Below are 26046 nucleotides of genomic sequence, written 5' to 3'. Positions count from 1 at the left end.
ACTACTCCTTAGTTAAAGACAAAACCGCCATTGACCGGAATATTTTGACCTGTCACAAAAGAGGACAAATCCGACAGTAGATACAATGCTGTTCCATTTAAATCTTGTGGAAGTTGCTGACGTTGAATCGCTCTTCCGTTGACATATAAATCGTGACGTTCTTGAGGCACATACTCGGTTGCTTCAACCAGAGTAAGGCCCGGTGACAATGTGTTAACGCAGATATTGGACTGCCCCAACTCTCTTGCCATTGAACGCGTCATGGCAACAATTGCACCTTTACTTGCAACATAAGCCATTAGATTCGGTGCGCCCCAAAGTGCTGTATCGGAAGCAACATTAATGATCTTGCCTGCAGCCGATTGCTTTAAATGGGGAACGCATGCCTTACTGATCAGCCATGTGCCTTTCACATTAATATTCATGACCCGATCCCAAAGTTCAGGATCGTAATCAATCATATTTTTTCCACCGACATTGGTCGCCAGTGCCGCGCAATTCACAAGGCCATCTAGTCCCTGTAATACTTCAACGCTTTTTGCAACAGCATTTTCAATAGAGTCTGCATTGGCAAGGTCAACGGTGACAGCATGAACGTTTAGTCCTTGTTGTTGTAACACTTGTGCTTCTTGTTGCACCAAGTCAGACAAAATATCTGCCATCACAACTTCAGCACCTGCCTCGGCAATGGCTTGAGCGAAATCTCTACCTAAACCACGCGCAGCACCAGTCACTAAAACTTTTTTGCCTTGCAACAACGCTACATTAGCCATGAGCTTCTTCCTGCATCTCGATACGGTTTGATGCATTTAGTGCAGCAATTTTCTTTAATTGCTTCTCAGCTTCTTTTTTCATTAAACGGCGTAAACGTGCAAGACCAACATCATGTTGATAGAGAAACTCTTTTTCACGCGCATTTGGCGCAAGATTTTCTAAAATAATTCGGTCTTGTTCCAATACATCCCAATGCAATTGTTCTAAGTGATTGCGATATAAGAAACGCCATACATTACGTTGCCAACCACTCACCTTACGGCAGCGCCAGAAAAATACGCGAGTATTGTTGGCATCAATTGGCGTTGCATAACCCACAATCCAGAATTCACCACCTGGGCCAAATTGTTTACGGTATGGAATTGAAAGACGTAACCAGCTTGCACCTGTTGAACCATATTCAACCCAGTCAAAGTTCACACCTGTTTGACCTTCTTTTTCAAAAACAAAGCCATTATCGGTGGTACGGTGCTTCATCTCTGCAGTACGTTCACCATCTGCCATCGAGTGCGATGTCGCATGTAAATAGGTCCCGTGCATTGGGTCCATCACATTATCAATCGCGTATTGATGGTTTACTTTCCAGTCTGCTTGGCAAAGGAACGCACTCCACTCTTCACTTGCGAGTTGCTCTGGGAACTCAAGCGGTGCTGGTTGTTCATTTGCATCAATACCAAACCAGATGAAGATTGCGCCATGTTGCTCAATTACTGGATAGTTCTTTAAACATTTAGTTCCGGTCATTGGACATTCATGAACCGCTGGCACATCAGCAACTACACCATCAGCACGAACTTCAACACCGTGATACCAGCAAGCAACTCGGTCGCCTAAGTTCCAACCAAGGGAAAGACGAGCACCGCGGTGTGGACAGCGATCTTCAAGTGCATGAACCTGACCTTCGGCATTACGCCAAACCACGATATTTTCGCCTAAACGGGTAATTCCAACTGGATTAGCAGCGACTTCCCAACTTGCTAAAACTGGATGCCATTGGTCACGTAAACCAAGTTCTAAATATTCTTCAGCGCTTTGTGAAGTTGATACGATTGCGTTCATTTTATTCTTCCCTGAATCAATAACCTAAACGTTGCATTTCTTCTGTAAAGCTTGCAGAAGTCCATTCATCACCAGATTCACAGCGGAAACCCTGTTGATTAAGTGCAGAAACAACGTCATCTAACTCTGTTGCGCCCGCAGAAAATGCCTGAATCAAGTTTTTTACAAAATCCTGTTCATAGAGAGTTGGTTCTTTATAACGTGTTTGCCAAACCAACAATTCAGATTGACCTGGAATTTGAATATTGTTGATACCTGCTTCGGTTGCCGGCGTTGCATGAATCCAGCTTGCCAACTTTTCATTAAATGTCTTCATTGTTCTGCTTCCTTGTACATGTGAGGACTAGAGTTGAATTTGAATATCCTGTCCTTCAACACGAACTGGGTACGTACATAGGTTTCTACACCCGGGTCCACTTTTTAGCTCACCTGTCTGAATGTCAAAAATTGCTTCGTGCAATGGACATTCAACAGTCTGATCTTCGATAAATCCTTCGGTTAATAAGGCATACGCATGAGGGCAAACATTTTCGATAGCAAAGTAATTTTCATCGACGAAAAATACGCCTATTTTTTTCCCTTCAATTTCGATGGCTTTCGGCTCATCTTCGCTAACGTCACCCTGCTGACAAACTGAGATCCAACTCATATCTTGCGCCCTCATTTTGTTTTATATACAAAACATAATTTAATTTTCAAAACACAAGCTAAGCATAATCCCCTTGATCATTTTTTGTCAAAGTAAAAATAAATATAAAATTCATTAGTTTACTAATTTTTAAATATTTTGTTACGTTTCAAGAAGGAAACAAAGTTTTAAATATAAAAATTGTTTTATGCATTTTTAACAATTACAATAGTTATAAAATAAAGCAGCATGCCCCAAATTGAATCATGTTTTATTTATAGGAAAATGACACGAATGAGCATAGCAATTGATGAAGATTCGCAAGAATCGGAAACAACAAAAAATGATGATCGATATTTAGTTCCCGGACTTGTACGGGGTTTAGCTATCTTGCAAGCATTTAACCAACAAGCGCAAGAAATGACCATTACAGAAATTGCTGAAATTTTAGAAGTGAACCGTTCTAGTGCATTTCGTCTGATCTATACACTCGAATCTTGTGGCTATTTAAGAAAAGCATCTCAAAAAACTTATGCCCTCGATTCTAAAGTGATGGAGCTTGGTTTTAACAGTTTATCTAAGCTTTCATTACTCGATTTATCGACACCTTTAATGAAAGAACTACGTGACCAAACCAAACTTGCCGTACACCTGACCGTTTTAGAAGGTACTCATATTGTTTTTGTAAATAACGTTCAATCTATGGGAACGTTCACGAGCAATATTAATTTAGGAACTCGCTGGCCTGCCCACGCAACCGTGATTGGTCAAATGTTATTGTCAGATTTACCAGAGACAGAAGTACGTCAACGTTACCGTAACTTTAATGAGTGGGATAGTTACTCAGAACTTACTCCAACCAGTTTGAAAGCACTCTTACAAAAACTAAGTTATGTAAAAACTCAAAAGTCGATGGTGAGCTGGGGCCATTACAACCATGATATGGCAGCCTGTGCAGCTCCTATTTTTAAACAGTCAAATGGAAAAATGGTGGCAGTTCTTTCAGTCAGTTGCCCTATTACCACCTACGATGAAAAAACCTTTAAAGAAGATATCGCAAGTTTAGTGATTGAAACAGCAAATAAAATTTCCAAATTTATTTATTAAAAAAAGCGACGTTAAGTCGCTTTTTTTGTACTTTTATTTCTTCAATTAAAAGTTACTTTCAAATACTTTCCCATTCATATCCTGAAAAATAAGTATCGAATGATGCTCTTTAATATCAAACTTTAAGTACTGCTGTCTAAACTGCACCACTGCATAAAACTCTTCAGCACCGTCATCTAAACCAGTCGCAGAAATCTGGCTGCCTTGAGGGAAATCCTTGAGCCATGCAGCGTTATAAAAATCCGATACTGAATTAAAATCTATATATTTTGCAGGCTCAGCTATAATTTTTGCAGCAATTTGATCAAACTGTTGTTGTTTATAGGCCTCTAAGCTCAACAACATGATCACACTCCCAATTAAAGCTGGTTTGAGGCTAAAAGCTGTTTCTTTTTAACCTTTTCCCATTGATACCAACCATAAGCTGCCATCAAAACAAATGCTGCATACAAAGCGGCTGTTAAAAATAAATCTTTATAGATGAACATACCGACATAAATAATATCGACAAATACCCAAAGTATCCAAGTCGCAATATGTTTTCGGCTGGTCCAATACGTTGCAAGTAAACTAAATGCGGCAAGTTGTGAGTCGAGCATAGGCACTGCTGCATCAGTAAAGTTTTTAAGAATTAAGCCAAAAAGCAAGCCACCTACCGCGGCAATGATCATTTGAAAAATTGCAACTTTAGGAGCTATTGGCTCTATACGAATGTCATGATCTTGCTGCTTTCCTTTGAGCCAGTAGTAAAAGCCATAAAAATTTACGACCATAAAAAAGAACTGCAAAATCGTTTCGCCATATAGCTTAAATTCGTAAAACAAATAGGCATATAAAACAAAGGCAAAAAAATTAAACAGCCAACACCACATATTACGGATTACCGTTAATCCGACTCCAATCAGGCTAATCAAGACTGCAAAGATTTCTAGAGGTGACATAAAAACAGCTGCTTATTGAGATCAATTTGACGAAGTATTATGAGAAAAATATAAAGCGAAGCAAACTGCTAATTTAAATAAATGATGCAAATTGGCATTGTCTGAGGTTTTATTCTTTTCTAATGTCATCGATTTATTGCAATGCACAGACAAAAGAAATACTGATCGAGTCGCAAAACAAATTATATTTGCTAGTTTTTAAACGATTGTTTAAAACATGATTAAAGACAAATAAAGAGCATGACAATATGTCAAATCAAGAAGGAAAAGTCAGCCGTGAAACTCGCGGACATATTTTTTTAATTGGCCTAGATCGGGCAGCAAAACGTAATGCTTTTGATAGTCACATGATCAAAGACTTATCACTAGCGCTCACCGAATATGAAAATAATGATACCCTGCGCTGCGCTGTTATCTTTGCTCATGGCGATCATTTTACAGCTGGTTTGGACCTAGTTGAGTTACAACCTAAACTCGCTACAGGTGTTTTTGATTTTAGTGAAAATGAGATTAACCCTTGGGGCACAATAGGCCGAAAGCTCAGTAAACCTTTGATTGTGGCAGTACAAGGTTATTGTTATACAGCTGGTATAGAACTATTCCTCAACGCAGATATTACGATTGCGAGTGAAAATACACAATTTGCTCAAATGGAAGTTCAACGTGGCATCTTACCTTTTGGCGGAGCTACTGCGCGTTTTACTCAAGCCGCGGGTTGGGCCAAAGCCATGCGTTATTTACTCACTGGTGACTCTTTCGATGCAAAAGCAGCATTTGACATGAACCTGATTACCGAAATATGCCCAGATGGTTCTCAGCTCAACCGTGCAATAGAACTTGCTGAACATGTTGCGCAAGCTGCTCCTCTTGCTGTAAAAGCGACCCTCGCCTCTGCTCGTGAAGCTATTAACGAAGGGTACGAGGTTGCCTTTAAGCAATTGCAAAGCTATCTTCAACCATTGCTCACCACAGAAGATGTTCAAGAAGGTGTTTTTGCCATGTTGCAAAAAAGACCTCCTGTTTTTAAAGGGAAATAATATCTGCTCAAGCACTGTGCTCTACAGTTTAAAACTTATGGATATACTGAAATTAGCTTAGAAAAAAAGCCCACATGATGCGGGCTTTTTTTCATTAATCTTCTTTATTCAACTCTAACGATTTTACCTAATTCATCATGGTGAACGACTGTAATTTTCTGACTACGTCCCTGCTCAATTTCATGTTCAGGTAAATCAAAATAGCGCGCATAATCATCCGTCTGTTTTGCTTTAAGTGCATTACCACCAACACGATGCTCAGGCAGCACATGACTCCACAACAATAAGCAAATTGCACAGGCAATTAACGCAGTAATGCCATGTTCAATACCTAAACCAAAGGCACTAAACAAACGGTGAACCAAATGTGTTTTTTGGAGCTCAGCTAAAACCCAGATCAGTACAAATGGACGCCACAGCAACAACCAAACCGCCCACATCATGGCTGTGCTTGTTGTAGAAGCATAGCGCTTATGCCATGGTAATTGACGGCGTAAATCAATAATCAACGAATTTGTCTTCATTTCTCTCTTTACCTAACGAAGTGCTGTGGTTTTCCCCAGACATCAATACAGCACGATCTTTAAAATCTCATGACTCTTGCATTTCATCCACGAATGCCCCGATCCGGGCTCACCCAACGCGCACGTTTCTCATCTCCACGTTTTAAAACTTTTGGAAATGCCACAATAGTTGCCGAGATGGTGATTAGCCAAAAGACCAATGGATACCAGATCATCCAGAAATAGTTTTTTCCTAGATGTGGTTCATAACGACTATCCATCCATTTGCTTAAAGCAAACTGAATGAGACAGGTTGCCCCCAATAAAATACCGCTACCATACGGTAAAAATGGAGAGCTCACAACGGCTAAAGCAGGGACCGGTAAAATAAAATGTACCAACCATAATAAAGCCATCGCGAGCATTAAATATGACCAAACTAAGGTTAAGCAAAGCTCAAACATTAATGGCCATAAAAAATTTAGTTTTGGCTTAGTGAACACATCAATATTTTTAATTAATACCTGTGCCCCGCCCATAGCCCAACGTAAACGTTGTTTCCACAAACCGTTTAAAGTTTCAGGCATTAAAATCCAGACCAAGGCATTCGGTTCAAAACGAATGTCCCAGCCTGCACGCTGCAATTTCCACGTAATATCGATATCTTCAGTCAACATATTTGGTGACCAATAGTCCACTTGGTGAACAGCGCTCTTACGAAAAGCGGTAATTACACCCGATACGGTAAATAAGCGTCCAAAGGTACGTTGTGCACGTTTAATCATGCCGACAATCGAAGAAAACTCACCGACCTGAATACGCCCTAATAAAGTTGAGCGAGTACGGATACGTGGGTTACCCGTCACAGCTGCAACTGTTGGATTTTCCTGAAAATGACGAATCATCCACTTTGCTGCATGAGGATCAAGTAAAGCATCCCCATCAATACCAATTAAAAACTCGGCATCGGTCATTAAGCTTCCGGCTTGCAACCCCATCGCTTTACCTTGATTTTGAGCCAAATGAACAACACGGAGTTTTTCATGTTGTGCTGCTAAACGGTCGAGTACCTCGCCTGTATTGTCCGAGCTACCATCATTAATCGCAATCACTTCAAAATGAGGATAGTCCAGTTTTAACGCATGGCTAATAGTTTCTTCTGCATTATCCCCTTCATTAAAACAAGGAATTAACACAGCGACTTTTGGATAACTCTCTAATGGAGCAGGTTGATCGTAAGGCGGAGCCTGACGTTCTTTCCAATAGAAAATGATCGCGCCAATCATCCATAAATACGACATGAATAATGGATAATAGAAAACGAATTTTAAGGCATGCGACCATATTGCAGCAAAGATTGTCATGTTCTAGCCTCGACTACGGCACAAGACGAGATGATTTTTCAGCAAATGCTTTACGCATCACATCAACATCCGGATGATCTTTAATTGGGTCATCTGGATAATAAGCCACGTGCATTGCACCTTGCTGATAAAGAGAATGAATTGTTGCGGCCATTTCAGTTGAAGGTACCTTTTCGTTTTTACGCCAGTCGGTTGCCTGTAATTCAAAAACGGTTTTCTTAATACCATTTGGATATTGTTTCACGCGATCAACCATATCTTTATAGAATTGATCAGAGTTATCGACCTGTTCCATATAAGGCATTGCCATAATAGCCGTAAAGTCATAACGTCTTAACGATTCTTCAAGCGATTGTGAATACCAGTTTTCTGCATATGGTTTTAAAGCAACTTGTGCGTATAAGTTACGTGCGGTGAGCAAGAACGGTTCATATTGTCGCACGTCATCAACGAGTTGCATTGCAAAATCATCTAGATATTTTGTCTTATATGCCGTCCATTTTTGCAAATCTTGATCATTATCACGGATTTTTGCCAAATCTGTTGGCAAGCCTTGTTTTGCATAGGCTTTTAATGCATCTGGGCTTGCATCTTCATAGTCAGATAAGGTGACATCATCATGGAATAAAATTCCGTTAAATGAAGATGACTTAGCCAAATCTTGATAAATCTCACGAATAGTTTGGCGTGCATCGGCTGAGAATGGACTTAAACGGATATATCCCATGTTGAGGTGTTCACCTGTTTTTGCTTGCTCCGTCACAACCAAATCTTTAGAAACTGGATCAGTTTTTGGTAGTTCCCATGCCAATAAAGGCATCCACGCGTAAATACGACTTACAGGCGTACGCGTTTGAATTTGCCATGCTACACGGTTAAACAAGTCGGCACGCATTGGAATATGGCGGTTTGGGAAATACACCATATCAGCAGAGCCATTCGCATCTGGATCTGAAAATGCTTGTAAATAGACAGTATTTACACCCATCGCATTAATTCGGTCTAACAAGTGACCTAAATTACGCTCTTGCTGTTTCGGGTCCGGATCATAAATATAGTCCAGATCGATATGCATAATTTTTTGCGGACGATTGTTATCCGTTAAATTCAATTCACGATTTTTAATTTCTTGAGCCAAATCATCAGTCGTCATATCGCCTTCTACCAAAATACGGCTCATATTTTGGAGAGATTGTTTTGCATGGTCTGCCCCATCATCAAGTGTAATGGTAATTGGCATACCAAGCTTTTTAGCAATCTGAACTGTTTGCATATTATAGCGACCATAAGGCCATACCATAATACGTGGTGAACGTAAGCCATGTGCTTTAAGTAGTTCGTTATTTTTCTTTAAGTCGTTATAAATACGTGCCTGATATTGTGCATCGTTCTCGTAAGTTTGAGTTTTTACATCATAAAAACGAGTAGTTGCAGCAGGTTCAGAGTTACCTTGTGGGTTGCCTGTAATACCGCGGTGCAAATGATAGCTATGGTTGGCGATCTCAACAAAGCCACTATCTTGCATTTCTTTCAGCTCAGGCCAGCTTAAGATTTTATCGCGTGGAATTTCTTCCCCTGAAAAATCGACTTTCTGCCCTGCTTTTGGTTCTAACCATGAACCTACTACTGCAAGTACTACAGGGATTTTTTTAGCTTTAATGACTGGATAAGCATTTTGATAGAAAGATTGATAACCATCATCTACAGTTAATAAAACCGGTTTTGTAGGCAGTTGAAATTTACCTTGATGAGCACGGATCAACTGATCAACCGTAATAAAATGGAATCCGTTTTTTTGCAGCCATTCAACATGCTGTGTAAATTGTTGAGTCGTCACTGCATATTGAGGAATTAAGGCATTTTTAGTATCGGTAATTTCATGATAACCAATCACCGTAAGTGTTGAAGCGTCCAGTTTAGGTGGTTTGGCTAATGCCATGCCTGACAAACCTGCCAGAGCTAAGCCAAGTGATATGTTCAACAAAGGAGATGCAAAGCGGATAATCATGAAATAGCGTCTCAATAACAATATAGATTATTTATGCGAAGTTTGTTTTAAGACGCAAAATTTTGGGAATTTGGTCTTAATGTCAGCCTGCCCATAAATGAACAGTTTCTCAGTCAGCATTTATAATCAAATAATCTGAAAATAATCTTAAATATTTAAGAAGCTAAAATATAAATTAATAATGTATTTATATTTAAAGTTCATATAAACAAGAAAGCCCCCTAAAGGGCTTTAAATTTTCACTAGTCACGAGTTTTGACATCGAATAATTCAATTTCAAAAATTAAATTAGAATTAGCAGGAATAATCTTACCCATTTTACGCTCACCATAAGCTAAATGAGCAGGTACGATTAACTTACGCTTGCCACCAACTTTCATTCCCATAATGCCTTGGTCCCAACCTTTAATTACGCGGCCTGTTCCAATCACACATTCAAAATAATTACCGCGATCAATTGAAGAATCAAATTTTGTGCCGTCTTCTAACCAACCTGTATAGTGAGTTGTAATCAAAGCACCTTTAACTGCTTCTTTGCCCTCACCTACTTTTAAATCGATAATTTCTAATTCATTTGACATGGTTTACCCCTTAATCTGAATCTTTAAAATCGCAATTGGTACTTAGTGTACCAACTGAATCTGTAGAATTTGTTGCGCTTTTCTATGTTACTGTAACTGTGTCCACACAACAGTTGCCTGACCCTTTTCACCTAAAAGTGTCCACTCGTTGTCCATAACATTTAATTGAAGCTGCATTGTACGTTCACACAGTTGTTCAAGCTCTGCTGTACTTTGAGGGGCAATTTGCCACACTTGTACGTTACTTAACGTTTTAATTTTACTGTTTCGTTTCCACCATTCTTCGACTTGTGTGCCATACACAACAAGCGCAACTGTTTTACAGCGAGCACTGGCTTTTTTGACTTTATCTTCAGACGGTAAGCCAACTTCAATCCATGTTTCTAACTGACCCGTTAAATCTTTTTGCCATAATGCTGGCTCGTCAGTTTCAAAAAGGTCTTTAGTAAACTCAAGCTCATCACTTGCGAAACGGGCAAAAGCCATCAAACGAACCATTAAGCGTTCTAAAGTTTCCGAAGGATGCAAGGCAAGCGTCAGTTGATAATCACCATAAATATGGTCATCCATATTGGCAATATTCAAGTCTGCCTTATAAATTGTTGCTTTAAGCGCCATGATTAATATGTCCAAAAATTTGGCGCTAAGGATACTCGATTTTGGATAAGAAATTATAAAAAAACTGAACAATGCAAAGCATAGTGATGTGAAATTTGCATATTCTTCCAAAACGCTCAGCTTATTTTATAGTTGGCCGACTTTTTGCTTTAGAGAGAGATATTTTCCTCTTGCTAAAATTGATGACTTATGTGGCTAAAGCTCAAGCGTAGTTTATTTTTACAGGTTCTTTGTGCTCTCTTTCTTGGGGTTGCAGTTGGAATCGGCTTTCATGATTTCTCCCTTTCTCTAAAGCCATTAGGTGATGGTTTTATTTCTTTAATTAAGATGCTTATTGCACCAATTGTATTTTGTGTTGTTGTACTGGGAATCTATGGTGCAAACGACATTAAAAAAATGGGCAAAGTCGGTGCAAAAACTATTCTCTATTTTGAAGTGGTCACCAGTATTGCCTTAATTTTAGGCATTATTGTGGCCTATGTATTTAAACCGGGCGTCGGTATGAATATCGATATTAGCCATTTAGATGCAAAAGATTTAAGTACCTATACCGAACGTGCCCACGAGATGCACACAGGTTCGGAATTTCTACTCAATATTATTCCGAAAACCTTCACTGCTGCTTTTGCAAACGGCGATATTTTACAGGTTTTATTGATCGCCATTTTATTTGGTGTTTCCCTACTTTTAATTCCAAAACATTTAGGAGAGCTGGTACGTCAAGCGCTTGAAGCTTTTTCAGAAGTCTTCTTTAAAATTATGGGACTTATTATTCGTTTAGCTCCAATTGGTGTATTCGGTTCAGTGGCCTATACCACTGCCAAATTTGGTTTAGATTCACTCTTACAATTGGGTTATTTGGTTTTACTGTTTTATGCAACCTGCATTTTATTTGTCGTTATTGTTTTAGGTTCAATTTTAAAACTTGCCGGTTTCAACATTTTCAAATTTGTGGGTTATTTTAAAGATGAACTCGCTATTGTTTTAGGTACAGCTTCTTCAGACTCTGTTCTTCCTCAAATTATGAAAAAACTCAAAAATTTGGGAATTAAAGATTCAACTGTCGGTTTGGTGATTCCAACTGGTTATTCATTTAATCTAGATGGCTTTTCAATTTACTTAACTTTAGGCGTGATCTTTATTGCGCAAGCCTGCAATATTGATTTGTCTATGCATGACTTATTGGCTATTTTGCTGGTTTCGCTCATTACATCGAAAGGCGCTCACGGTATTCCAGGCTCGGCTTTAGTTATTCTTGCAGCCACACTTTCAGTGATACCAAGTCTCCCTGCAATTGGCTTAGTACTTCTCCTTTCAGTCGACTGGTTTATTGGAATTATTCGTGCCTGTACCAACTTAATCGGTAACTGTGTCGCGACCGTAGTGATTGCTCATTGGGAAAAAGATATTGACCATGCGCAAGCTAAAGCTGTGTTAGATAGCAAACCTTAATCCCACTCGTCAGAGAACATTGAATTACTTTTGGTTTAATGTTCTCTATTCTTCAAGCTGACAAGCAAGTAACGCTGTTTCAAAAGCCAACCAATCGTGATTATGTTGGCTAATGATCTCAATCCGGTTATCAATACCCTCTTCGCCCGACTTATAATTAAACTGATCAGGATTAAAGTTAAAAACCTTCCATCCTTGATCTGTGTTAAAAATTCCCTTAATTCGAAGCCAATCCTGCTGCGCACATAATAGGTCTAGCAAAGCATAAAAATCGAATTTCCAGCGCTTAGGTAATTTCCAACCAGCCACAATATAACCTTGTGCCGACTCGACATAATAATAAGGTAATTGATTAATTTCCTTTGCGACTTCGGTTTCAGTCATTTGCTTTTGAAGTTTCAGTAAAGGTTGTATAGATCGCTCGGTTAAACGAGTAGCTATATCAATTTTATTTAACGCTAACTGACCATGTTCAACGTTAATCCACTCTTGGTGATAAGGCTGGTATTCGTCTTTTAATAACTCAAGCGCTTGATCATCTTCAAAAGTCATCACATCAGTATGTGATACCACCACAATTTGGGCAGCTTTTAACTGATCTTCATAAAGGTTTTGTTTAACCCAATTGGTATCGTGCAAACGACTACCATCTACCACCGTAATCAACGCCCGCATAGCTAAACTACTTTGCCAATGAGGTTCAGTCAGTTGGTCAAATAACTGAGAAGGATGCCCAAGTCCAGTCGGCTCAATAAAGAGTCGATCTGGCTTTTGTTCACTCAATAGACGTGCTAAAGCAATATGCATAGGCAATTGACTGCTACAACATAGACAGCCCCCTAATAGCTCTTTGACCGCATATCCTTCATCTTGGGGTAAGAGTTGTTGGTCTACTCCAATTTGCCCAAACTCATTCATTAATACAGCCCAAACCTCATCTTTAGGCTTTTGGCTTAATAAATGCTGTAATAATGTGGTTTTTCCTGCCCCTAAAAAACCAGAGATAATATGGGTGGGAACAGTTTTTGGGGCTATCAGTTTCACAAGCGGCTCAAATCAACAAGGTTTAAAAAACTAAGAAAGATATATCACTGTTTAAATCGCATGAAAATGATTTTTCACTTTGAAGATATACTTTTCAATTATCAGGCTAAAGCTCTCAATTTGTGACAGGCATCTCATCAATTATCTAAATTAACTCTTAACATCTAAAATTCAAACGAAATATCCTATTTATTCATATTCACAATTCATGCCAAAGTGTTAGGTTTACGTAACAAAGTTGATCTTTTTTCATTCGATAAGAAATATTTTTTCACATTTTAAGGTGGATTTAAGCTCTTTTATTTTACAGATTGCTCACATAAACGACCCGTATATTTCATATTGTTAAGATAGCCGTAATAGATTGTTAAGTTAATTGATGTAATTCGAAGCTCAGCTTAGCATGTGTCCTAGCTTAGTCATTCAGCCATACAGGTTTCAGGTATGTATGAACGATTAGGTTTAATTTATTTTTAAATGAAATTTAAGGATGCCATAAAATGAAATTAGCTAAAACTTTACTCGCTACTACACTTGCTTTAACTGCTGCTTCAACTTTTGCTGCTTCTAAGCACGACCAAGCACATAACACTGCTGGTGAAGAAAAAGTTGTTGTTTCAACTCAAGAACAAGCAAACACTGCAAATGCTGCATCTGATGCTGTAGGTTCTGCTTCTGAAGCTGCTCCTGCAACTCGTTAATTCTCTCAGCATTCTCCTCCAAGCTCAGAGATAATTTTACTGAAAGGAAATATGGACGCTGAATTTTAGTAAAGAAAAGAAAGGATCGAACCATGCTGCGGTTCGGTCCTTTTTTAATTCAATTTGTTTTTTTAAGAAGTTTTCTTATACATGCTACAAGATGGATTATGGTTTTCTTGCAGACGTAAAACCTTACGGTGCTCAGCTGCTTCAAAGCGGCAACGTTTCCACTCAGTATTGAGATTTAATTGAGGTACTTCACATGGCTTGCCCTGTTCATCAACAGCAACCATCGTGAAATAACAGCTATTGGTATGGCGCACTGTCCTCTTCTGGATATTTTGCGCTTCAACACGGATTCCGACTTCCATTGAAGTACGACCTACATGGTTCACACTTGCCAAGAAGGTCACCAGCTCACCTACATAAATAGGTTCTTTAAAATTTACTTTATCTACAGATAAAGTCACCACGTAGCCACCCGAATAACGACTTGCGCAAGCATAAGCGACTTGGTCTAGTAGTTTTAGAATCGTACCACCATGAACATTACCTGAAAAATTTGCCATATCAGGCGTCATCAAAACTGACATCGTCAATTCAGACTGATCATCAGTTGCTGTGGTCATTTCATCTAATGTAGGCATAGCTCAACTCTGTCTTAAAACAAGCTCAGTCAACATTATGGTTGATAATTCACAAAAAAAACATGCTTAAATCCACAACATAGCATTGTATTTTTTAATATCTTTGATTGTTTTTTAAAATTTAATTTTTTAAGACACTATTTTTAAAGTTATTTTTTAAAGCTGTTCTATTTATCTTAGAGTTTTTTAGAAGATGCTATGCCATTTTATTCCATGTTCAATGGCATAGCAGGTTGTTATGAGTGACTTGCTATACTTTATTAATGACGCCTGTCACACCATTAATGATCATATCAATGGCGATCGTACCAATTAATAAAGCAGATAAACGCCCGACAATATCAAAATAGCGGTCAATATGTTTGGCATGTTTATAGCGTAAATGATCATGTGAAAATTTCATCAAAATCAAAATACTGCAAGTTAAAAATAAGGTGAAAGCAATCACTAGGGCTGCTTCACCAATTGACATTTCAATCCCTGTGACTACCGCAGCGCTAATAGTCCCTGGACCGATCATAAACGGCATGGCAATGGTACCAGCCAGATGTTCTGGAGCACCACGCATTTCTCCAATGGTGTCGGCACCCTGAAACACATAGCGGTAGCCAATCACCAAAAAGATAAGACCTCCAAAAATCTGAAAGGCTTCAAAACGTACATTCAGATATTTACTAAAAATTGTTTCGCCGCCCCATGCAAATAGCATGAACACGACAAAAGCAATCAAACTTCCCTGAATCAGTGCTTTATTAAACACCTTAGCTTCTGAATGGCGGATCAGGCCAATCATATAAATGCTCATTAAAAATGGATTGAGCAACGAGAAAAATAAAGCAAAAGAATGTAGATAAGGAGAAGCCATACATTTTCCTCTTAAGCTTGTGGATCTGGGAACAATGGACGATTCCCGGGGCTAATACGATTAATATGTAAGAATGTCATATGTCTTTCATATTTATCTAAAATATCGTTAATGACCTGTTCTTTACTGTAACCAACCAGGTCGTTATCTTGAGAGCCATCATAAAGATAGGTTTCAAGTCGGAAATAGAACTGTTTGCCTCGTTTCACTCGCTGACTGAAATTCGGCGCGCTATAGCGTACAGGCCAAATCTGATAAACAAAGTTTTGCTCTTCTTCCAAATGGATAGTGAGATCTAGATGGTAAAGCGTATCTTCATCTTCAAGCGGGGTTTGCTGTACATCCACATTCATGCCCTGCTTAATCAACTCATCAGCAACAGCCTGAACAGCTGGCAAACACACCGTATCTAGCATGCGCTGTGTTTCAGTGGTTCCCGGATGATGCATGACTCGAGTTAAACGCTGTTTCCAGTTCAGAATATCAACGTTCCCTACCACTGGCGCTGCATTCATACTTCGACTGGCATGCCTGTAATCTTCAAGTCTGAGCGACTTATAAAGCCCTGCCATCACAAGGAACATCACAAAACTAAACGGCAAACCCATAATAATAGTTGCATTTTGCAAGGCGGTAATGCCGTTGGTCATGAGCATGGCTAATGTGAGCAAACCAATCGCCACTGCCCAAAACACGCTTAACCAACGAGGAGCATCATTATCAATATGAGTAAGTTTAGTCGTGAAGTTACCTAAAACGAGAGCTCCCGAATCGGCAGAAGTCACGTAGAACAAAAGCCCTGTTACGGTGGCAATTGAAGCGATAAAGGTAAAGCCCGGATATTGCGCTAACAGATCATAAAAACCATGCGCCGGATTTGCTAACACCGTCGCTGCTAAGGTTTGATTGCCTTCAAAAATAACGCTGTGCAATGCGCTATTACCAAAAATAGATAACCATGTAAGTGTAAATAGAAGTGGAATAATTAAGGTACCGCAAACAAACTCACGAATGGTACGCCCTCTTGAGATACGTGCCAGAAAGAGTCCTACAAATGGAGACCAAGCAATCCACCACGCCCAGAAGAAGAAAGTCCAACTACTCATCCATTCTTTAGGCTGTTCAAAAGCAAAACTTTGTAAAGCTAAAGCAGGGAAACGAGTTAAATAGTCACCAATATTTTGGACAAGGGCATTGAGTAAAAACTCTGTATTTCCCAAGAATAAAATAAACAGTAAAAGCCCAATCGAAACATAAATATTAATTTCAGATAAAATCCGCAAGCCTTTATTGACCCCGGATGTCACCGAAATAATACTAATACCCACCGCAACAGCAATCAGGATAAATTGCATCCAGATATTTTCTGGTAACCCCAATAACACATGTAGGCCATAATTCAGCTGTACTACACCAATCCCGCAGGTCGTTGCAATACCAAAAATTGTACCTATCACGGCAGCTGTATCAACACTATGCCCAATCGCACCATTAATTCTGTTCCCGAAAATTGGGTAAAGTGCAGAACGAATGGTAAGCGGCAAATTATAACGATAGCTGAAATAGCCAAGTGCCATACCAATCAAGGCATACATACACCAACCAGTTAAACCGTAGTGAAACAATGTCCAAACCATACTTTGGCGTGCTGCTTCATAAGTTTGACCTGCTCCGACCGGAGGTTGCATGTAATGAGATAGTGGTTCAGCGACCGAGAAGAACATGAGGTCGATACCAATACCCGCAGAGAACAACATGGCAGACCAACTCAGTAAGCTAAACTCAGGCTTTGAATGCTTAGGTCCTAATTTGATACTGCCATATCTTGAACAGGCAATAAAAATCACGAAGGCCATATATAATGTTGCAGCCAGCAGATAGTACCAACCAAAGGTTGAAGTTACCCACTGAAGCACAGCATTCATGACTCGATTTGCAAAATCGTTGAACAAAAACGTGACGAGGGAAAAAATTAAAATAAGTACAGCTGAAAAATAAAAAACCACACGGTTGAGCGGGTCTTTTTTAGATTTAGATAATGTTAAATCATCAACTGCTCTTGGATTATCTGTTGCCATACAATCCTCAAGGAATAAAATAAAAACAAAATATTTAATTTCGTCTTTTCACTCTTATTTAAAACAATGAAAAGACGACTTTAAACGGAAAATAATATATAGATGTGATCAATTGAGACTATAAAACCTCAGTCACTTTATTCTGGTCACAATTCGATGGGACCGAAATGTCTTTTGAAACAGCTAACTGTTTTTTCACTAATTGAGGGTCAAAATCATCTTGCTTTAAGGCTTTGGCTAAACCAAACATATAAAGCAAAATAATAACTGAAAATGGTAAACCACATAACACCACAGCACTTTGCATAGAGCCAAAACTACCGGCTAAAAGCAAGCCAATACTGACAATGGTAATTACCACAGACCAAAAGACGCGTAACCAGATCGGTGAATCACTATCATTGGTGCCCCCTTTGGAGGACAAATTAGCGATCATTAGTGTACCAGAGCCAACTGGGGTCAAAAATAAAACGAAACAAATTACAACAACAATACCCGCAACGTAAGGATTAAACGGCAGATATTCGAGTAATTTAAATAAAGATAATGCTGGATCAGTTAAAACCATATCACCTAATACTTTCTGTTTTTGCTGCAAGATTAAATAAATTGCAGTGTTTCCAAAAACCGAAATCCAAGCCAGTGTAAAGCCGAGTGGAATCAGGCATACACCTAATACAACTTCACGAATGGTACGTCCTTTTGAAATGCGGGCAATAAACATACCGACAAAAGGCGCCCAAGCAATCCACCAAGCCCAATAAAATACAGTCCACGAACCCAACCAACCACTGGCTTTTTGATTGTACAAATACATATCAAAACTTTTACCCATAAAATTATTGAGATAATCGCCCGTATTTTGCACAAGACCATTTAATAAATGGTTTGTAGGACCTGTTAAAAATACAAATAAAAGTAAGATATAGAGCAGACGTAAATTAATACGCGACAACCACGCCAAACCTTTTTCAATACCCACCACTGTCGTAATCGTGGCAACGAACATCATGATGAGCACAGCAGTAATTAAGGTCGCAGAGTTATCTGGAATTTGCGGAAGTAAATAACAAATGCCCGATACCAGCACTAATGCTCCGATTCCCAAGTTGGTGACCAAGGAAATAACCGTTGCTAAAATTCCAAAGCCATCGACAAAGTCACCCACTAAGCCATGTACTCGCTCTCCAAAAATTGGGTAAAGCGCCGAGCGAAGTGCCAATGGTAAGTTTTGTCTGAAAGCAAAGTAACCTAAAGTAACTCCGAGCAATGCATAGAGCACCCAGCCATGAATCCCCCAATGCAAAAAGCTATAAGTCATCGCATTACGGGCTGCCTGAATCGTTCCTGCCTCGCCTTCTGGTGGTCTTAAGAAATGGTCAACCGGTTCGGCCACACCATAATAAAGTAGCGCAATACCAATCCCTGCCGAAAACAGCATTGAAGTCCAAGCCAAATAACTAAACTCAGGTTTGTCGTGGTCTTTTCCTAAAGGAATCTGCCCTACTTTCGAAAAAGCGAGCCAACCAACAAAACCCAGACACAGCACAATAACCAGCATGTAATACCACCCAAAAAAGTGATTTACCTGCTCTTGCACATAGGTCAGCCAAAACTGACTTTTTTCTGGAAACAGCACAAATAATAGGCCAAAAATGCCGATACTGATTGCTGAACTCCAAAATACGAAATGATTTAACCGAATATGGTCTGAAGAATATCCATCACTTTTCAACACCATCTTATTGCTCCTTGCAATCGGTGTATTTTTCTCAAAATAACGTAATAAGTAATGTACTTATGCGCATCATCCTATCCTTAAGAACCTTTGATTTCACCTCTTTATTTTTAGAAGCTTGTTCAAAAATTCATTGATTTTTACATATCATACTTTTTATTGATTGAACGTTCAATCAATAAAAAGTATGATAAAAAAGTGTTATGATGCTCTGCAAGTTAACATGCTGAATTTAAAGCACCCGTAAAAGTGCTGATGTGGACAACCATGACAAAACGCAGAGTAAAACCAGAACATGTGCGACGTGAAGAAATCATGAACGCTGCACTCGACGTAATTTATGAAGTGGGATTATCTAATACCACCATTTCACAAATTGCAAAAAAAGCCGAGCTGTCGACCGGCATTGTCAGCCATTATTTTGGCGACAAACAAGGGTTGATAAATACCTGTATGCAAGAAATGTTAAATGTTCTGCGTCGTAAAACCGAACAGTACAGAGCAGAAGCAGATTCGCATCCAGAGAGCCAGATTAAGGCCATTATCGACTCTAACTTTGACATTAGTCAGGTCAATGAAAAAGCAATGCGGGTCTGGTTGGACTTTTGGTCAGCAAGTATGCATGTACCAGACTTAAGCCGCTTACAAAAGATTAATGATCAACGCCTGTACTCCAACTTAAAATTTTATTTTCTTAAGTTAATGGATGAACAACAGGCCAGTGTTGCCGCTAGAGGTTTGGCAGCATTGATTGATGGATTATGGTTACGAGGCAGTTTAAGCCGTCATAACGAATTTGACAGCAATCTTGCTCGTTCCATTGCTTACGATTATGTACAAACGCAATTGCAATTTGCGAACAAGCCTTTGCAGGAGAGACAAAATGAGTGATGTACAAGTTCATCAATTGTATATCCATGGACGCTACGTTAAAGCAACCAGTGGTAAAACATTTAATAGTATTAACCCTGCCAACGGCGAGACAATCGCGACTCTTCAACAAGCTTCTGAACAAGATATTGAAGCTGCTGTACAAAGTGCCCAACAAGGACAAAAAATCTGGGCTGCCATGACTGCCATGGAACGTTCACGTATTTTACGTCGTGCTGTCGACATTCTTCGTGAACGTAATGATGAGCTTGCCCGTCTTGAAACACTCGACACAGGTAAAGCTTTTAGCGAAACATCTACAGTCGATATTGTGACTGGCGCAGATGTACTCGAATACTACGCAGGACTTGCAACCGCTATTCAGGGTGACCAAGTTCCACTTCGTGAATCAAGTTTCTTTTATACACGCCGTGAACCTTTAGGGGTAGTTGCTGGTATTGGTGCTTGGAACTATCCAATTCAAATCGCTTTATGGAAATCTGCCCCTGCCCTTGCTGCCGGCAATGCCATGATTTTCAAGCCAAGTGAAACCACTCCACTCACTGCATTTAAACTTGCAGAAATTTATACAGAAGCTGGCTTACCAGACGGCGTATTTAACGTGGTGCAAGGTGCTGGTCGTGAAATCGGTCAGTGGCTCACTGAACATCCTGTGATTGAAAAAATCTCATTTACTGGTGGTGTGGAAACTGGCAAAAAAGTCATGGCAAGTGCTGCTGGCTCTACGCTAAAAGAAGTGACCATGGAACTCGGTGGTAAATCTCCATTGATTATTTGTGAAGATGCCGACCTGAACCGTGCAGCAGATATTGCCGTTATGGCGAACTTCTTTAGCTCAGGTCAGGTATGTACCAACGGTACGCGTGTATTTGTTCCAAAATCACTTCTAGCCGACTTTGAAAAAGCGGTTGTAGAACGTGTAAAACGTATTCGCATTGGCGACCCAATGGCTAAAGACACAAACTTCGGTCCACTCACTAGCTTCCCTCATATGGAAAAAGTGTTGTCTTTCATTGAGTCAGGTAAACAACAAGGCGCTAAAGTGTTAATTGGCGGTGGCCGCGCAACTGAGGGCGAACTTGCCAAAGGCGCTTATGTACTACCGACTGTATTTAGCGACTGCACTGACCAGATGGCGATTGTTCAAGAAGAAATTTTTGGACCTGTCATGAGCATCTTAAGCTATGAAACCGAAGAAGAAGTCATCCGTCGTGCTAACGACACCACCTTTGGTTTAGCTGCCGGCGTGGTTACTCAAGACATCAGCCGTGCTCATCGCATTATTCACCAAATTGAAGCTGGTATTTGCTGGATTAACACTTGGGGCGAATCGCCTGCCGAGATGCCAGTCGGTGGCTATAAACAATCTGGTGTAGGCCGCGAAAATGGCTTGACCACGCTTGGGCACTATACCCGTATCAAATCTATTCAAGTTGAACTTGGCGATTATCAAAGCATTTTTTAATGCCTCCATCGCTTTAAACACGTCAACCTAAATCACATATGCCGAGCAGTCTTTATAGATTGCTCAGGCAAACTGTTAGTAAAAAAAGGATAGTTATGAATATTAAAGAATATGATTACATTATTATTGGCGCAGGATCTGCCGGAAATGTACTCGCTGCGCGTCTTACTGAAGACAAAGATACCACCGTTTTACTCTTAGAAGCGGGTGGACCAGATTATCGCTTGGATTTCCGTACACAAATGCCGGCAGCTTTGGCCTACCCTCTTCAAGGCCGTCGCTATAACTGGGCCTACTTAACCGACCCAGAACCACACATGAATAACCGTCGTATGGAATGTGGTCGTGGTAAAGGTTTAGGTGGTTCATCTTTAATTAACGGCATGTGCTATATCCGCGGTAACGCAATGGATTTAGAGCAATGGTCAACTCATAAAGGCCTTGAAAACTGGTCTTATGCTGACTGTTTACCTTACTACAAAAAAGCCGAAACTCGTGATATTGGTGGCAACGACTATCATGGTGATAGCGGTCCAGTATCCGTTGCTACACCTAAAAATGGCAACAATGTACTGTTCCATGCCATGGTTGAAGCAGGTGTACAGGCAGGTTACCCGCGTACTGATGACTTAAACGGTTACCAACAAGAAGGCTTTGGTCCAATGGACCGTACGGTAACCCCTAAAGGTCGTCGCTCAAGCACTGCACGCGGTTATTTAGATATGGCAAAAGGTCGTCCAAACCTCACTATCTTGACCCATGCTACAACCAATAAAATCTTGTTTAATCAAAAGCAAGCGATTGGTGTTGAATACATTATTGGTGCTGACCAAAACAACTTACAACGTGCATTGGTTAAACGCGAAGTATTACTTTGCGCAGGCGCAATTGCGTCACCACAAATTTTACAGCGCTCGGGTGTGGGTCAAAGTACCTTCTTAAAATCAATGGACATTGATGTGGTTCAAGATTTGCCGGGTGTAGGTGAAAACCTGCAAGACCATTTAGAAATGTACTTACAGTATAAATGTAAGCAACCCGTTTCTTTATACCCTGCTTTAAAATGGTATAACCAACCTGCAATTGGTGCCGAGTGGTTATTTAACGGCACAGGTATTGGTGCAAGTAACCAGTTTGAAGCAGGCGGATTTATTCGTAGTTCAGATGAGTTTACATGGCCAAATATCCAGTACCATTTCTTGCCAGTTGCCATTAACTACAACGGTAGTAATGCAGTGAAAGAACATGGTTTCCAAGCTCACGTCGGTTCAATGCGTTCGCCTTCACGCGGCCGTATCAAACTTAAATCGAAGGATCCGTTTGAGCATCCAAGTATCTTGTTTAACTACATGTCGACCGAACAAGACTGGCGTGAGTTCCGTGATGCAATCCGAATCACTCGTGAAATCATGCAGCAACCCGCGCTTGATCCATATCGTGGTGATGAAATTAGTCCGGGCAAACATTTGCAAACAGATGCAGAGCTTGACGACTTTGTTCGTAACCATGCAGAAACAGCTTACCATCCTTCTTGTAGTTGTAAGATGGGTGAAGATGAAATGGCTGTTGTAGATGGTCAAGGCCGTGTACACGGTATGCGTGGTTTACGTGTAGTTGATGCCTCAATCATGCCGCTCATTATTACCGGTAACTTAAATGCAACCACCATTATGATTGCCGAGAAAATTGCAGATCAAATTCGTGGACGTGAAGCGCTACCACGTTCAACTGCACCGTTCTATGTAGCATCATAAAATCTCAAAGGGCATATTTCTTATGCAGAGATATGCCCTTAATTTAATACTTATAGAACCAATATTAATAAGAACAATGTATGACAGAAAATGAGCGCTTACGAGCAGCTTATTTACATAAATATGATATGAAATAAAAATTAATCGATTTTTATAAGCAAATATTCTTCAAATGATTTAACTTTAATCAAATTAAAATTATTAATTTAATTTCAAACACTTATAAAATAACAATCAACTTAAATTGTCTTATCAAAGCTCAATTTGGTTAAATATAAATCATATTTATGATTTTGATGAACCCCATTTATTATAAAAATTGTCTTGTCAATGCAAAATTAGTCTAAAATATAGAGTGTTTGCGATAATCCCAAGTAGTTTTTATTTTTTTCGAAGTTCTCTAATTTTGAGAATTTACTTTCGCATTTATATCCTTTTTGTCTGGATACGCTGTCTAGGTTTCCTCACACCTTAAGTGACTCAAATAACTTATTTTAAGGTCCCCCTTACATGAAAAAGTTTTTGAAATACCTTCTGGTATTAATCATTCTTATTTCAATTGCAGGTATTGCGTTCTTGTTTAGACCTACAACGTCAAAACAAGTTGAAACTGCAAAAGATGAGCCAGTAGTTGATGCTGTTCTTGTTGGCGGCGGCATCATGAGTGCCACTCTCGGTACTTATTTCACTGAGCTTGAACCAAACTGGCAAATTCGTATGTTTGAGCGTCTTGACCAAGTTGCTCAAGAAAGTTCAAACGGCTTTAACAATGCCGGAACAGGCCACTCTGGCTTTATGGAAATGAACTATACCGAAGAGAAAAACGGTAAGATGGAAATTGCCAAAGCTGAAAAAGTTGCTTCTCAATTTGAAGTTGCTAAACAGTTCTGGTCATATCAGGTAAAACAAGGCGTTTTAGCTGAACCGAAATCATTCATTAATCCAGTTCCGCATATTGCTTTCGTTTGGGGCGATAACGTTCAATTCTTAGAAAAACGTTATGCTGCCATGATCCAAAGCCCGTTGTTCAAAGGTATGAAATTTACTGAAGACCCAGCTGTGATTAAACAATGGGCACCTTTAGTGATGAATGACCGTGACCCTAGTCAAAAAGTTGCAGCGACCCGTATGGATGTTGGCTCTGACGTGAACTATGGTTCAATCACTAAACAATTAGTGGGTCATTTAAATCAAAACCCAAATTTCAAATTACAGACATCAACTGAAGTGACTGGCATCAGCCAAAATGATGACAAAACTTGGACGGTGTCTTTCAAAAATTTGAAAACTGGTAAAGTAGATCACGTTAAAACACGTTTTGTATTTATCGGTGCAGGTGGTGCAGCAGTTAAATTATTGCAACTTACTGGTTTACCAGAAGCTAAACAATATGCTGGCTTCCCTGTTGGTGGTGAGTTCTTAATTACTGACAACCCAAAAATTACTGCTGAACACACAGCGAAAGTATATGGCCGCGCTGAACTTGGTGCGCCTCCAATGTCTGTACCACATATTGATACACGTTATATCGACGGTAAAAAATATGTATTGTTTGGCCCATTTGCAACGTATTCAAACAAGTTCCTGAAAAATGGTTCTCAGCTTGATTTACTTGCATCAACCAACAAAAACAACGTTTTACCAATGACGACTGTTGGTTTAGAGAACCTTGATCTTGTTAAATACTTGGTTAGCCAAGTCATGATGTCAGATGAAGACCGTCTCAATGAACTTCGTAAATACTACCCAGATGCGAAAGCTGAAGACTGGCGTTTAAGCCAAGGTGGTCAACGTGTTCAGATCATCAAGAAAGAACCGGGTAAACCTGCAACACTTCAATTCGGTACAGAAATCTTTGCGTCTAAAGATGGTGCTGTAACTGCATTGTTAGGTGCATCGCCGGGTGCTTCGACTTCTCCATACATCATGCTTAACTTACTTGAAAAAGCTTTCCCTGAGCAAACTGAAGGTAAGTGGAACCAAAAGCTTCATGAAATTGTGGTTTCTTATAAGCAAGACTTGAGCAAAGACCCTGTGTTACTCGACAAAGTTCGTCAGTACACAAGTTCTACGCTTGGCTTGAACTATACATCTCCATTCAAAGCTGCAAACGATGAAACTGCTGCTGCCCCTGTTGCAAAAGCAAACTAAGTTTGACGATGTATAAATAAAATTCCAAAAGGATGAATTTCGATTCGTCCTTTTGTTTTTTAAGCCCTCAGTTGAGATATTTAGATTCACTATGATGCCTTTAAACCCATCTTCTCACGTCTTATCATTTGGTTTTAAGCTCGTGCTTTTTTTGCTGCTGGCTTATCTTTTGCTAAGCGGTTTTTATATATGGATGATTGGTGGTACAGCAATTTACATCAGCTCAGCCGTACTACTTGCCATCACCGCTTATGCATTTAAGCTCGGTAGATATCAAAAGCTATGTGCTGTTTTAAATCTGCTGATGGGTGCAGTAGCGTTATATTTCAGTACTGCTCATTTATTTTTCTCCCCTGTTCAATTCTTTATATTTTTACCAGCCTTATTTTTTGTACTATTAGCTTTTGCTCGCCTAGAAAAAGTTCGTCGCTTATCTAAGGTTTTATTATTCATTAGTTTATTGATTTGGTCAGGCATACATTTTATGCAACTTGAACAACTTAAAGCCTATTATAAAACGCAACACACTGGTGAAAGCTGGCAACAATTTGGCGCGTTATAAGATCATTTTTTATTCAATATGTTCAAATAAATACCTCATCTTTTTCACGTGAAGTTCATCAGTAAAACTGAACATCGT

General features: G+C 39.5%; 25 protein-coding genes. 9 read left to right on the top strand and 16 right to left on the bottom strand.

From position 1 onward, the window contains the following. Positions 1–8: 8 nt before the first annotated feature. From MKX14_RS09235 to ndoA, 4 genes are read right to left on the bottom strand one after another with little or no spacing between them, the layout of a single operon-like run. Complete coding sequence (locus MKX14_RS09235) at positions 9–773, bottom strand: SDR family oxidoreductase (protein WP_161281796.1); 765 nt, start codon at positions 771–773, stop codon at positions 9–11. Continuing rightward, positions 766–1833, bottom strand: coding sequence for an aromatic ring-hydroxylating oxygenase subunit alpha (locus MKX14_RS09230; protein ID WP_240282305.1), 1068 nt, complete (start codon positions 1831–1833; stop codon positions 766–768). The genes MKX14_RS09235 and MKX14_RS09230 overlap by 8 nt, the downstream gene beginning before the upstream one ends. A gap of 16 nt (positions 1834–1849) precedes the next feature. Further along, on the bottom strand, positions 1850–2149 hold the full coding sequence (locus tag MKX14_RS09225; protein WP_005070730.1) for a recombinase-like helix-turn-helix domain-containing protein: 300 nt from the start codon (positions 2147–2149) through the stop codon (positions 1850–1852). Between the two features lie 27 nt (positions 2150–2176). Beyond that, positions 2177–2482 (bottom strand): non-heme iron oxygenase ferredoxin subunit, encoded by a 306-nt coding sequence (gene ndoA, locus MKX14_RS09220; RefSeq protein WP_002117586.1) that lies wholly within the window; start codon positions 2480–2482, stop codon positions 2177–2179. Between the two features lie 273 nt (positions 2483–2755). On the opposite strand from ndoA, the gene MKX14_RS09215 reads away from it, so the two are divergent. After that, positions 2756–3568, top strand: a complete 813-nt coding sequence (locus tag MKX14_RS09215; RefSeq protein WP_240282304.1) for an IclR family transcriptional regulator — start codon at positions 2756–2758, stop codon at positions 3566–3568. Positions 3569–3613: 45 nt separating this feature from the next. On the opposite strand, the gene MKX14_RS09210 is transcribed toward MKX14_RS09215, so the two are convergent. Then, entirely contained in the window at positions 3614–3913 is a 300-nt protein-coding gene (locus MKX14_RS09210; RefSeq protein ID WP_240282303.1) for a hypothetical protein, read from the bottom strand. 14 nt (positions 3914–3927) lie between these two features. Next, positions 3928–4509: a nicotinamide riboside transporter PnuC gene (pnuC, locus tag MKX14_RS09205; RefSeq protein WP_005075405.1), complete on the bottom strand. Its 582-nt coding sequence runs from the start codon at positions 4507–4509 to the stop codon at positions 3928–3930. 248 nt (positions 4510–4757) lie between these two features. Between pnuC and MKX14_RS09200 the strand changes: the two genes are divergently transcribed. After that, complete coding sequence (locus tag MKX14_RS09200; protein ID WP_240282302.1) at positions 4758–5546, top strand: crotonase/enoyl-CoA hydratase family protein; 789 nt, start codon at positions 4758–4760, stop codon at positions 5544–5546. Positions 5547–5650: 104 nt separating this feature from the next. Here the strand turns inward: MKX14_RS09200 and pgaD are convergent, their stop codons facing one another. The 5 genes from pgaD to yaeQ all read right to left on the bottom strand — a co-directional run bounded on the left by pgaD (position 5651) and on the right by yaeQ (position 10620). Continuing rightward, complete coding sequence (pgaD, locus tag MKX14_RS09195) at positions 5651–6070, bottom strand: poly-beta-1,6-N-acetyl-D-glucosamine biosynthesis protein PgaD (RefSeq protein ID WP_002117522.1); 420 nt, start codon at positions 6068–6070, stop codon at positions 5651–5653. 83 nt (positions 6071–6153) lie between these two features. Beyond that, positions 6154–7413, bottom strand: coding sequence for a poly-beta-1,6-N-acetyl-D-glucosamine synthase (pgaC, locus tag MKX14_RS09190; RefSeq protein WP_002117710.1), 1260 nt, complete (start codon positions 7411–7413; stop codon positions 6154–6156). Positions 7414–7426: 13 nt separating this feature from the next. Beyond that, positions 7427–9421, bottom strand: coding sequence for a poly-beta-1,6-N-acetyl-D-glucosamine N-deacetylase PgaB (pgaB, locus tag MKX14_RS09185; protein ID WP_240282301.1), 1995 nt, complete (start codon positions 9419–9421; stop codon positions 7427–7429). Positions 9422–9663: 242 nt separating this feature from the next. Beyond that, a complete protein-coding gene (gene fbp / locus MKX14_RS09180; RefSeq protein WP_002117532.1) occupies positions 9664–10002 on the bottom strand; it encodes an FKBP-type peptidyl-prolyl cis-trans isomerase in 339 nt (112 codons plus the stop codon). A gap of 87 nt (positions 10003–10089) precedes the next feature. Next, complete coding sequence (gene yaeQ, locus MKX14_RS09175; protein WP_108008704.1) at positions 10090–10620, bottom strand: YaeQ family protein; 531 nt, start codon at positions 10618–10620, stop codon at positions 10090–10092. A 189-nt stretch (positions 10621–10809) separates the two neighbouring features. Between yaeQ and dctA the strand changes: the two genes are divergently transcribed. After that, a complete protein-coding gene (gene dctA / locus MKX14_RS09170; protein ID WP_240282300.1) occupies positions 10810–12072 on the top strand; it encodes a C4-dicarboxylate transporter DctA in 1263 nt (420 codons plus the stop codon). Between the two features lie 45 nt (positions 12073–12117). Here dctA and MKX14_RS09165 read toward each other — a convergent pair whose 3' ends face one another. Further along, positions 12118–13116 (bottom strand): CobW family GTP-binding protein, encoded by a 999-nt coding sequence (locus MKX14_RS09165; protein WP_240282299.1) that lies wholly within the window; start codon positions 13114–13116, stop codon positions 12118–12120. 500 nt (positions 13117–13616) lie between these two features. Here MKX14_RS09165 and MKX14_RS09160 point away from each other — a divergent pair, with 500 nt between their 5' ends. Then, positions 13617–13817, top strand: coding sequence for a hypothetical protein (locus tag MKX14_RS09160; RefSeq protein ID WP_000761577.1), 201 nt, complete (start codon positions 13617–13619; stop codon positions 13815–13817). Between the two features lie 131 nt (positions 13818–13948). Here MKX14_RS09160 and vdlD read toward each other — a convergent pair whose 3' ends face one another. From vdlD to MKX14_RS09140, 4 genes are all read right to left on the bottom strand, one after another. After that, entirely contained in the window at positions 13949–14464 is a 516-nt protein-coding gene (gene vdlD, locus MKX14_RS09155; protein WP_005070756.1) for an acyl-CoA thioesterase, read from the bottom strand. A gap of 250 nt (positions 14465–14714) precedes the next feature. Then, entirely contained in the window at positions 14715–15329 is a 615-nt protein-coding gene (locus MKX14_RS09150; RefSeq protein ID WP_002117499.1) for a MarC family protein, read from the bottom strand. A gap of 11 nt (positions 15330–15340) precedes the next feature. Next, positions 15341–17407: a choline transporter gene (locus MKX14_RS09145; protein WP_240282298.1), complete on the bottom strand. Its 2067-nt coding sequence runs from the start codon at positions 17405–17407 to the stop codon at positions 15341–15343. Positions 17408–17525: 118 nt separating this feature from the next. Then, positions 17526–19148: a BCCT family transporter gene (locus MKX14_RS09140; protein ID WP_240282297.1), complete on the bottom strand. Its 1623-nt coding sequence runs from the start codon at positions 19146–19148 to the stop codon at positions 17526–17528. A gap of 264 nt (positions 19149–19412) precedes the next feature. On the opposite strand from MKX14_RS09140, the gene betI reads away from it, so the two are divergent. The 5 genes from betI (at position 19413) to MKX14_RS09115 (ending at position 25968) form a co-directional block, all read left to right on the top strand. Beyond that, entirely contained in the window at positions 19413–20036 is a 624-nt protein-coding gene (gene betI, locus MKX14_RS09135; RefSeq protein ID WP_213067234.1) for a transcriptional regulator BetI, read from the top strand. Continuing rightward, positions 20029–21501 (top strand): betaine-aldehyde dehydrogenase, encoded by a 1473-nt coding sequence (betB, locus tag MKX14_RS09130; RefSeq protein ID WP_240282296.1) that lies wholly within the window; start codon positions 20029–20031, stop codon positions 21499–21501. The genes betI and betB overlap by 8 nt, the downstream gene beginning before the upstream one ends. Positions 21502–21596: 95 nt before the next feature. Further along, on the top strand, positions 21597–23255 hold the full coding sequence (gene betA / locus MKX14_RS09125; protein WP_240282295.1) for a choline dehydrogenase: 1659 nt from the start codon (positions 21597–21599) through the stop codon (positions 23253–23255). Between the two features lie 510 nt (positions 23256–23765). Continuing rightward, the gene (gene mqo, locus MKX14_RS09120; RefSeq protein ID WP_240282294.1) at positions 23766–25406 is read left to right on the top strand and encodes a malate dehydrogenase (quinone); all 1641 of its coding nucleotides are present in this window, start codon (positions 23766–23768) and stop codon (positions 25404–25406) included. A 91-nt stretch (positions 25407–25497) separates the two neighbouring features. Then, on the top strand, positions 25498–25968 hold the full coding sequence (locus MKX14_RS09115; protein WP_240282293.1) for a hypothetical protein: 471 nt from the start codon (positions 25498–25500) through the stop codon (positions 25966–25968). Positions 25969–26046: the final 78 nt, after the last annotated feature.

The organism is Acinetobacter pittii (genome assembly GCF_022449185.1).
Taxonomy (GTDB): domain Bacteria; phylum Pseudomonadota; class Gammaproteobacteria; order Pseudomonadales; family Moraxellaceae; genus Acinetobacter; species Acinetobacter pittii_I.
Note: the sequence above shows the minus strand (reverse complement) of the source record. Positions and strands in the feature narration are given on the sequence as shown.

Coding starts and splice junctions, on each gene's coding strand:
- MKX14_RS09235 (WP_161281796.1), bottom strand. CDS start 773: ATGGCTAATGTAGCGTTGTTGCAAGGCAAAAAAGTTTTAGTGACTGGT.
- MKX14_RS09230 (WP_240282305.1), bottom strand. CDS start 1,833: ATGAACGCAATCGTATCAACTTCACAAAGCGCTGAAGAATATTTAGAA.
- MKX14_RS09225 (WP_005070730.1), bottom strand. CDS start 2,149: ATGAAGACATTTAATGAAAAGTTGGCAAGCTGGATTCATGCAACGCCG.
- ndoA (WP_002117586.1), bottom strand. CDS start 2,482: ATGAGTTGGATCTCAGTTTGTCAGCAGGGTGACGTTAGCGAAGATGAG.
- MKX14_RS09215 (WP_240282304.1), top strand. CDS start 2,756: ATGAGCATAGCAATTGATGAAGATTCGCAAGAATCGGAAACAACAAAA.
- MKX14_RS09210 (WP_240282303.1), bottom strand. CDS start 3,913: ATGTTGTTGAGCTTAGAGGCCTATAAACAACAACAGTTTGATCAAATT.
- pnuC (WP_005075405.1), bottom strand. CDS start 4,509: ATGTCACCTCTAGAAATCTTTGCAGTCTTGATTAGCCTGATTGGAGTC.
- MKX14_RS09200 (WP_240282302.1), top strand. CDS start 4,758: ATGTCAAATCAAGAAGGAAAAGTCAGCCGTGAAACTCGCGGACATATT.
- pgaD (WP_002117522.1), bottom strand. CDS start 6,070: ATGAAGACAAATTCGTTGATTATTGATTTACGCCGTCAATTACCATGG.
- pgaC (WP_002117710.1), bottom strand. CDS start 7,413: ATGACAATCTTTGCTGCAATATGGTCGCATGCCTTAAAATTCGTTTTC.
- pgaB (WP_240282301.1), bottom strand. CDS start 9,421: ATGATTATCCGCTTTGCATCTCCTTTGTTGAACATATCACTTGGCTTA.
- fbp (WP_002117532.1), bottom strand. CDS start 10,002: ATGTCAAATGAATTAGAAATTATCGATTTAAAAGTAGGTGAGGGCAAA.
- yaeQ (WP_108008704.1), bottom strand. CDS start 10,620: ATGGCGCTTAAAGCAACAATTTATAAGGCAGACTTGAATATTGCCAAT.
- dctA (WP_240282300.1), top strand. CDS start 10,810: ATGTGGCTAAAGCTCAAGCGTAGTTTATTTTTACAGGTTCTTTGTGCT.
- MKX14_RS09160 (WP_000761577.1), top strand. CDS start 13,617: ATGAAATTAGCTAAAACTTTACTCGCTACTACACTTGCTTTAACTGCT.
- vdlD (WP_005070756.1), bottom strand. CDS start 14,464: ATGCCTACATTAGATGAAATGACCACAGCAACTGATGATCAGTCTGAA.
- MKX14_RS09150 (WP_002117499.1), bottom strand. CDS start 15,329: ATGGCTTCTCCTTATCTACATTCTTTTGCTTTATTTTTCTCGTTGCTC.
- MKX14_RS09145 (WP_240282298.1), bottom strand. CDS start 17,407: ATGGCAACAGATAATCCAAGAGCAGTTGATGATTTAACATTATCTAAA.
- MKX14_RS09140 (WP_240282297.1), bottom strand. CDS start 19,148: ATGGTGTTGAAAAGTGATGGATATTCTTCAGACCATATTCGGTTAAAT.
- betI (WP_213067234.1), top strand. CDS start 19,413: ATGACAAAACGCAGAGTAAAACCAGAACATGTGCGACGTGAAGAAATC.
- betB (WP_240282296.1), top strand. CDS start 20,029: ATGAGTGATGTACAAGTTCATCAATTGTATATCCATGGACGCTACGTT.
- betA (WP_240282295.1), top strand. CDS start 21,597: ATGAATATTAAAGAATATGATTACATTATTATTGGCGCAGGATCTGCC.
- mqo (WP_240282294.1), top strand. CDS start 23,766: ATGAAAAAGTTTTTGAAATACCTTCTGGTATTAATCATTCTTATTTCA.
- MKX14_RS09115 (WP_240282293.1), top strand. CDS start 25,498: ATGATGCCTTTAAACCCATCTTCTCACGTCTTATCATTTGGTTTTAAG.